Consider the following 8250-nt stretch of genomic DNA (forward strand, 5'->3'; position numbering starts at 1 on the left):
ACGGGGTGGTCGCAACGGCTTCACGTTCGGTGCGGCCGGGCTGAACAGGGTCGACCCACACGCCTCGTTACTCACATCTACCCGGCTGTGCCGCAGACCTGGTGACAAACACATGATCCCGACGAACCTATGAGCGCGACGACTAGCCTCGGTGCCTGCGTATCAGCCGGGAAAGGCTTAGTGCTCCAAAGGCTCCCATGGCCGCCGCAGTTAACGCCTGCCGCGCGCTCAGGCCATCATCGAGTTGCGCCCGGGCGGTGATGACCGCGGGGCCCGGCGGTTCCACCGACAGGGCGACGAGGTTCTCCGGCGACGTCGCCGCCCACGCCGTCGCGAACAGCAGCAGCCGCGAGGTGACATAGACGAACACCATCAGACCCAGCACCGGCCCGAACGTCGCACCGGCCGGGCTGCGCAACACCGACCGCAGAAAGATCGACGCGACCAACTTGAACACTTCGAAGCCGACCGCCGCAATCAGCCCGGCGCGCATCGAGCCGGCGAAGCTGATCGACTCCCTCGGCAGCCGGGCGATCATCCAGGTGAACAACAGCCACGCCACCAGCAGCGAGAGCAGCAGCGAAACACCCCGAAGAATCCCGTCCAACACCGGGGCATTGTGGATGCCCAGCCAGCCAAGCACTGTCGCCATCGTCTCGGTACTGGCCAGAGTGCTCAGCGCAACGGTGGCCAGGATCGCCACGAACGAGGCCGTCATCGCCGCCAGATCGGACAGCTTGGCGCGGAGAAAGCCGGGCGGCTGCGCATGCTGTTCCCACATCTCGCTGAGCGCCTTGCGCAGGTTGGCCATCCAGCTCAGCCCCGCCCAGGCGGCGGTGGCCAGACCGATGACCCCGACCGACGCACGGGAGTCGATCGCCGCGTTGATCAAGTCCAGCACCTGCTGACCCAGGTTGCCAGGAAGCGCGGACCTGACCTTGTTGTCGATGTCGGCCAGCAGACGGGGCTGACGCGACAGCACGAACCCGCCGGCCGCGAAACCAACCATCAGCAAGGGGAACAGCGCAAAGATCGTGTAGTAGGTGAGGCCGGCCGCGAAGTAGTCGCCCTTGGCGTCGTTGAACCGCTTGTTGGCGCGCATGGCGTGGTCGAACCACCCGTACCGCGACCGCAGCCGGTCGAGGATTCCTGGCTTGGCCGGCTCGCTCATCGACGCGGCAGGAACCCGAGCCGGTCGTAGGCCCGGTCGACCGTTTTTGCGGCCACCTCCTCGGCCCGTGCCGCGCCGGCCGCCAGCAGGGACTCCAATTCGGCGGGATCGCTGAGCAATTCGTCGACCCGGGCCTTGATCGGTGTCACGAATTCGACGACGGCCTCGGCGGTGTCCGTCTTGAGGTCGCCGTAGCCGTGCCCGGCGTATCGTTCCACCAGGGCGTCCACCTCGACGCCGGTGACCGAGGACTGGATGATCAGCAGATTCGAGACGCCGGGTTTCGCATCGACGTCGTAGCGGATTTCCCGTTCGCTGTCGGTCACCGCGGAGCGAATCTTCTTGGCGGACAGGGCCGGATCGTCGAGCAGGTTGATCAGGCCGGCGTCGGTGGCCGCCGACTTACTCATCTTCGATGTCGGGTCGGCCAGGTCATAGATCTTGGCGGTGACCTTCGGGATCAGCAGCTCGGGGACGACGAAGGTGTCCGGGAACCGGCTGTTGAACCGCTGCGCGACGTCGCGGGCCAACTCCAGGTGCTGTCGCTGGTCCTCGCCGACCGGCACCAGCTCGGCGTCGTAGGCCAGCACGTCGGCGGCCTGCAGCACCGGATAGGTGAACAGCCCCACCGTCGTCGATTCGCTGCCGTGGCGCGTCGACTTGTCCTTGAACTGCGTCATCCGCGACGCCTGGCCGAAGCCGGTGAAACAGCCCAGCACCCACGCCAGCTGGGTGTGGGCGGGCACGTGGCTCTGCACGAAGATCGTGCTGCGGACCGGATCGATCCCCAGCGCCAGATACTGAGCGGCGGTCACCAGCGTGCGCCGCCGCAGCACCTCGGGATCCTGCGGGATGGTGATCGCGTGCAGGTCGACGACGCAGAAGAACGCGTCGTAGCCGTCCTGCAGCTGCGCCCACCGGGTGACCGCCCCCAGCGCGTTGCCGAGGTGCAGCGAGTCCGAGGTGGGCTGCACGCCGGAGAAGACCCGGCGGGATCCGGTCGCGGTGCTCATGATGGCTCGAACGTCGTCACATTGGGGATCTTTGTCACACCGGCGATCTTTTCACGCCGGTGCCGACGCATAGCCCACGCGCCCCGCGGTAGCGGCGACGTCCGAGGTGATCGCGACCTTCCTCGACCAGCCCCGCCTCGACCAGCCCCGCCTCGACCAGCCCGGCCGGCTGGTCACGTCTCAGGCCAGCGCTTTGTCCAGGTTGCCGGCAATCGCACCGAGGAACTCCTCGCTGGTCTGCCAGGGCTGGTCCGGACCGATCAGCAGCGCGAGGTCCTTGGTCATCTGCCCGGCCTCGACGGTGCCGACGACGACATCCTCCAGCGTCTGGGCGAAGTCGGTCACTGCGGGCGTGTCGTCCAGCTTGCCGCGGTGCGCCAGGCCGCGGGTCCAGGCGAAGATCGAGGCGATCGGGTTGGTGGAGGTGGGCTTGCCCTGCTGGTACTGCCGGAAATGCCGGGTGACGGTGCCGTGCGCGGCTTCGGCCTCCACCGTCTTGCCGTCGGCGGTCATCAGCACCGACGTCATCAGCCCGAGCGACCCGTAGCCCTGGGCGACGGTGTCGGACTGCACGTCGCCGTCGTAGTTCTTGCACGCCCACACATAGCCGCCCTCCCACTTCAGGCAGGCGGCCACCATGTCGTCGATCAGCCGGTGCTCGTAGCTCAGCCCGGCGGCCTCGAAGGAGTCCTTGAACTCCTCGTCGTAGATGCGCTGGAACTCGTCTTTGAACATGCCGTCGTAGGCCTTGAGGATGGTGTTCTTAGTCGACAGGTACACCGGGTAGTTCTCTTGCAGGCCATAGGAGAACGACGCGCGGGCGAAGTCACGGATGGAGTCGGTGAAGTTGTACATCCCCATCACCACACCGCCGTCCGCCGGGATGTCCACCAACTGGTGCACGATCGGCTCACCGGTGTCGTGCGGGGTGAACGTCAGCGTGACGGTGCCGGGCCTGTCGACGGCGAAGTCGGTGGCCCGGTACTGGTCGCCGAACGCGTGGCGGCCGATGACGATCGGCTTTGTCCAGCCCGGAACCAGCCGCGGCACATTCGAGATCACGATCGGCTCACGGAAAATGGTGCCGCCCAGAATGTTTCGGATCGTCCCGTTCGGCGACGACCACATGGTCTTGAGGTTGAACTCCTCGACGCGGGCTTCGTCGGGGGTGATGGTGGCGCACTTGACGCCGACGCCGCGCTTCTTGATCGCATACGCCGCGTCGATGGTCACCTGGTCGTCGGTGGCGTCGCGGTGCTCGATGCCCAGGTCGTAGTAGTCGAGGTCGATGTCGAGGTGCGGGAAGATCAGCATGTCCTTGATCCACCGCCAGATGACCCGCGTCATCTCGTCGCCGTCGAGTTCCACCACCGTGCCTTCGACTGTGATCTTGGCTCCGGGGGACATATTTCAACCCTACGCGGGCGCAGCCGGCGTCAGCCCGCTGCTGCGAGTGCGGCGTTGAAGGTCTCGCTCGGCCGCATCACTGCCGAGGTCAAGGCGGCGTCCGGGGCGTAATAGCCGCCGATGTCCACCGGCTCGCCCTGTGCCGCGGCGAGTTCGGCCACGATGACCTGCTCGCTGTCGGCCAATGCCTTGGCCAGCGGGGCGAAGTGCGCCGCCAGCTCCGGGTCGTCGGACTGGGCGGCGAGTTCGTGTGCCCAGTACAGGGCAAGGTAGAACTGGCTTCCCCGGTTGTCGAGCTCGCCGCTCTTACGGGACGGACTCTTGTTGTTGTCCAGCAGCTTGCCGGTCGCGGCATCCAGCGTCGTCGCCAGGATCTTGGCCCGCTCGTTGCCGGTCTTGATGCCGATGTCTTCGAAACAGGCGCCCAGCGCGAGAAATTCGCCCAGCGAATCCCAGCGCAGATGGTTTTCCTCGACGAGTTGCTTGACGTGCTTGGGCGCCGAGCCGCCCGCTCCCGTTTCGTACATACCGCCGCCGGCCATCAGCGGCACGATGGACAGCATCTTGGCGCTGGTGCCCAGCTCCAGGATCGGGAACAAGTCGGTGAGATAGTCGCGCAGGATGTTGCCGGTCGCGGCGATGGTGTCCAGCCCGCGGATCACCCGCTCGAGGGTGTAGCGCATGGCGCGCACCTGGGACATGATCTGGATGTCGAGGCCGTCGGTGTCGTGGTCCTTCAGGTAGGTCTTCACCTTCTTGATCAGCTCGTTCTCGTGCGGCCGGTAGGGGTCCAGCCAGAACAACACCGGCATGCCGGAGTTGCGCGCGCGGGTGACGGCCAGCTTCACCCAGTCGCGGATCGGGTCGTCTTTGACGACGCACATGCGCCAGATGTCGCCGGCTTCCACGTTCTGGCTCAGCAGCACCTCGCCGGTGGCGAGGTCCACGATGTTGGCGACGCCGTCCGCGGGGACCTCGAACGTCTTGTCGTGCGACCCGTACTCCTCGGCCTCCTGGGCCATCAGGCCGACGTTGGGAACGGTGCCCATCGTCGTCGGATCGAAGGCGCCGTTGGTCTTACAGAAGTTGATGACCTCCTGGTAGATGCGTGAGAAGGTCGACTCGGGGTTGACGGCCTTGGTGTCCTTGAGCTTTCCGTCGGCGCCATACATTTTGCCGCCCGCACGGATCATCGCGGGCATCGAGGCGTCCACGATCACGTCGCTGGGGGAATGGAAGTTCGAGATTCCCCGGGCCGAATCGACCATCGCCAGCTCGGGACGGTGTTCGTGGCAGCGGTGCAGGTCCTCGATCATCTCGTCGCGCTGCGACGCCGGCAGCGACTCGATCTTGGCGTAGAGGTTGGCCAACCCGTTGTTGACGTTGACGCCCAGCTCGTCGAACAGCGCCTGGTGCTTGGCGAACGCATCCTTGTAGAAGACCCGTATTGCGTGCCCGAACACGATGGGGTGGCTGACCTTCATCATCGTCGCCTTGACGTGCAAGGAGAACATCACGCCGGTCTTGTAGGCGTCCTGCATCTGCTCTTCGTAGAACTCATAGAGGGCCTTCTTGCTCATGAACATGCTGTCTATGACGTCGCCGCGATCCAGCGACACCTTCGGCTTGAGCACGATCGTCTCGCCGCCCGTGGTCACCAGCTCCATCTTCACGTCGCGCCCGCGGTCCAGCGTCATCGACTTCTCGCTGTCGTAGAAGTCGCCGTGCCGCATGTGCGCGACATGGGTCCGCGAGGCCATCGACCACTCACCCATGCTGTGCGGATGCCTGCGTGCGTACTCCTTGACCGCCTTCGGGGCGCGACGGTCGGAATTACCCTGGCGCAGAACCGGATTCACCGCGCTACCCAGGCATCTGGCGTAGCGTTCCTTGATAGCTTCTTCCTGCTCGGTCCTGGGGTCGGCCGGGTAGTCCGGAATCGCGTAGCCCTTGTCCTGCAGCTCGGCGACGGCGGCCGTGAGCTGCGGCACCGAGGCGCTGATGTTGGGCAGCTTGATGATGTTGGTGTCGGGCAGCTGCGTCATCCCGCCGAGCTCCGCCAGGCTGTCCGGCACCCGCTGCTCCTCGGTCAGGTAGTCGGGAAACTCCGCCAGGATGCGCGCCGCCAGAGAGATGTCGCTGGCCTTGACCTCGATGCCGGCCGGCTCGGTGAAGGCTTTGACGATCGGCAGGAACGCGTACGTGGCCAGTAGCGGCGCCTCGTCGGTCAGCGTGTAGATGATGGTCGGCTTGTCGGCGCACATGGTCTTTCTCCCGGCGTCACGTTGTGGAGGTGGCATTCAGTATCGCTCACCGGCTCATCGCAGAACACGCGGTCGTGTCCTTCCAGCGGTGTAAAAGGGTTCGGACGTAGGTTCCCTCGCAGACCAGCAAGTCTGATGGAAGGAGCCCACGTCCGTGTCGAAGAGGATATCGCCTGCCCAGCGGTTGCAGGCAGAAATTGATGGGGTGTTAGCCGGTGGCGAGGACCTGGCGGGTGCAATCGATCAGGTCGCGGTGCTCGGCGCCCGGTTGTTGCTGCAGTCCGCGATCGAGGCCGAGGTGACCGCGTTTTTGGGCCGAGACCGCTACGAGCGGGCCGCAAGCAGCCAGGATGCCCGCGCGGGGATGCGCAACGGGTACTGCCCGACCACGGTGAAGACCACTGCCGGGCCGGTGACGCTGGAGCGGCCGAAGGTGCGCGGCACCACCGAGCGGTTCGCCTCCCAGCTGTTCGGCAAGGGGGTGACCAAGACCAACGCGCTGGAGGCGCTGGTGATCGCCGGATTCGTGCGCGGATTGTCGGTGCGCGATGTGGAGGCTGCGTTGGCTGAGGCGCTGGGCGAGGCCGCCACGATGTCGAAGTCCACGGTGTCGCGGGTGTGCGAGGACATCAAGACCCAGTTCGAGTCCTGGAGCAAGCGCCGCCTCGACGAGGTCGAGCTGGACTATCTGTTCTTGGACGCCATCGCACACGTACGGAAACTGCGTGTGGGCCAGGCTCCAGGGTGCGAAAGCAGATCTTGATTGTGTCATCGGAGACCTGTTAGTGTCCCAAAGTTATGTGTTGAAGCTCACTATCTCAGGGAGACCGCATTGATGACCGACAAGTCCAGTTGGTTTGCTCCTGGGATGCTGGCGAGTGCCGGCCTATTGACACTGACCTCGGTGATGACGCCGGCTTTCGCGTATCCGGATGCCCCGGACGTCACCGACCCCGCGCCGGGGGCTATCGGGTTGGTGATGGGCGGCACCACGCAACCGATTCCTGGTACCGGATACGTGGATGTAGTGAGCGCTGTCTACATCGAGCCCACGACGCCCTTTCCCGGGCAGCCTACGTTCCCGGGCACCGAGTACCCTGGGGCGTTGGCAAGCGGCCTGTACACGCCCGCGCAGTTCTATCCGTATACCGGCGTAAAAAGCTTGCCCTTCGACACGTCGGTGGCTCAGGGCGTCACGATTCTGAACAACTCAATCCAGGCCAATCTGGCAGCCGGAGACACCACCACCGTGTTCGGCAGCTCGCAGAGTGCGGTTATCGCCTCGCTGGAAATGGAGGCGCTCGACCCGTCCGGCACGCCGAGTAACCTGCCGGTGCACTTCGTGTTCATCGGTAGCGAAATGAATCCCAACGGCGGCATCTTGGAGCGCTTCGCTGGCCTGGACCTCGCGAGTTTGGGGGTTCGGTTCTACGGCGCGGCCCCCGCTGATGACTTCACCACCGTCAGTTACACGACGGAATACGACGGTTTGGCCGACTTCCCGCGGTACCCCATCGACGTCCTAACAGACCTGAACGCTTTGACCGGATTCCTGTATGCGGGTTATCCGGTCACGTCCGCGCAGCTCGCTACGGCTATAGAATTGCCGACATCGGGCGCCACCGAAACCACCTACTACATGATCCCCACCACGGATCTGCCGCTGTTGGACCCGGTGCGCGAAATCCCGATTATCGGTAACCCGATCGCCGACCTGCTGCAGCCGGACCTGACGTATCTGGTGAACCTGGGCTTCGGCGACCCGCTCTATGGCTGGTCGACCAGCCCCGCCAATGTAGCCACCCCGTTCGGGCTTTTCCCGAGCCTCAGCGATATCGAACAGCTCCCCGGGCTTCTGGTCAGCGGAGCCGAGCAGGGTATCCATAACTTCGTCGGCGATTTCACCGGTAGCGGACCTAACCCGGTGACGCTCTCGCTCGGCTCGCTCAGTTCGCTGCTGGATCCCTCGTCGGGGACGACGAGCGCGTTGGCCGACCTGTCGACGGGATTGTCAGCTCTCGCCAGTGATCCCGCCTCATCGCTCACCGATTTGGTCAACACGCTTTCGGCTGTGACTTCGACCGCCTACGGCGTTCTGCTGCCGACGGCAGATATCGTCAACGCCCTGCTCACCAGCCTCCCCGCGTATGACGTCAGCATCTTCGTGGACAGCTTGCAGGCCGGTAACCTGCTTGACGCTGTCGGTTTGCCGATCGCGGCTGACCTAGGCGTAGGCACGTTTGCGGGCGGCCTCGAATTCGTCGGTGTCCTAGATGCGGCCGCGACGATTATCGGCGATCTCACGAGCCTCGCCCCCTAACCTCGATTTTTCGCGCGGCTTGGCTGGTTCGGTGGGGCGCGGCCTGCTGGCATGTGAAGCTGATTGTGCCAATTG

At 64.9% G+C, this 8250-nt stretch carries 6 protein-coding genes; 2 read left to right on the forward strand and 4 right to left on the reverse strand.

Going from position 1 to position 8250, the window contains the following annotated elements:
* Positions 1–142: 142 nt before the first annotated feature.
* The 4 genes from yhjD to ABDW21_RS15215 form a co-directional block, all read right to left on the reverse strand.
* Entirely contained in the window at positions 143–1171 is a 1029-nt protein-coding gene (gene yhjD / locus ABDW21_RS15200; RefSeq protein WP_343710660.1) for an inner membrane protein YhjD, read from the reverse strand.
* A complete protein-coding gene (gene trpS / locus ABDW21_RS15205) occupies positions 1168–2184 on the reverse strand; it encodes a tryptophan--tRNA ligase (RefSeq protein WP_343710661.1) in 1017 nt (338 codons plus the stop codon). Before trpS ends, yhjD begins: the two co-directional genes overlap by 4 nt.
* Positions 2185–2364: 180 nt before the next feature.
* The gene (locus tag ABDW21_RS15210) at positions 2365–3591 is read right to left on the reverse strand and encodes an NADP-dependent isocitrate dehydrogenase (protein WP_343602859.1); all 1227 of its coding nucleotides are present in this window, start codon (positions 3589–3591) and stop codon (positions 2365–2367) included.
* Positions 3592–3620: 29 nt separating this feature from the next.
* On the reverse strand, positions 3621–5855 hold the full coding sequence (locus tag ABDW21_RS15215; protein WP_343710662.1) for an NADP-dependent isocitrate dehydrogenase: 2235 nt from the start codon (positions 5853–5855) through the stop codon (positions 3621–3623).
* A gap of 205 nt (positions 5856–6060) precedes the next feature.
* Between ABDW21_RS15215 and ABDW21_RS15220 the strand changes: the two genes are divergently transcribed.
* Positions 6061–6618 carry a transposase gene (locus ABDW21_RS15220; protein WP_343602862.1) on the forward strand — a complete coding sequence of 186 codons (558 nt, stop codon included), beginning with the start codon at positions 6061–6063 and terminating at the stop codon, positions 6616–6618.
* A gap of 72 nt (positions 6619–6690) precedes the next feature.
* Positions 6691–8175, forward strand: a complete 1485-nt coding sequence (locus ABDW21_RS15225) for a PE-PPE domain-containing protein (protein WP_343602864.1) — start codon at positions 6691–6693, stop codon at positions 8173–8175.
* Positions 8176–8250: the final 75 nt, after the last annotated feature.

The sequence above is a fragment of the Mycobacterium sp. genome, assembly GCF_039583805.1.
In the GTDB taxonomy this organism is placed as follows: domain Bacteria; phylum Actinomycetota; class Actinomycetes; order Mycobacteriales; family Mycobacteriaceae; genus Mycobacterium.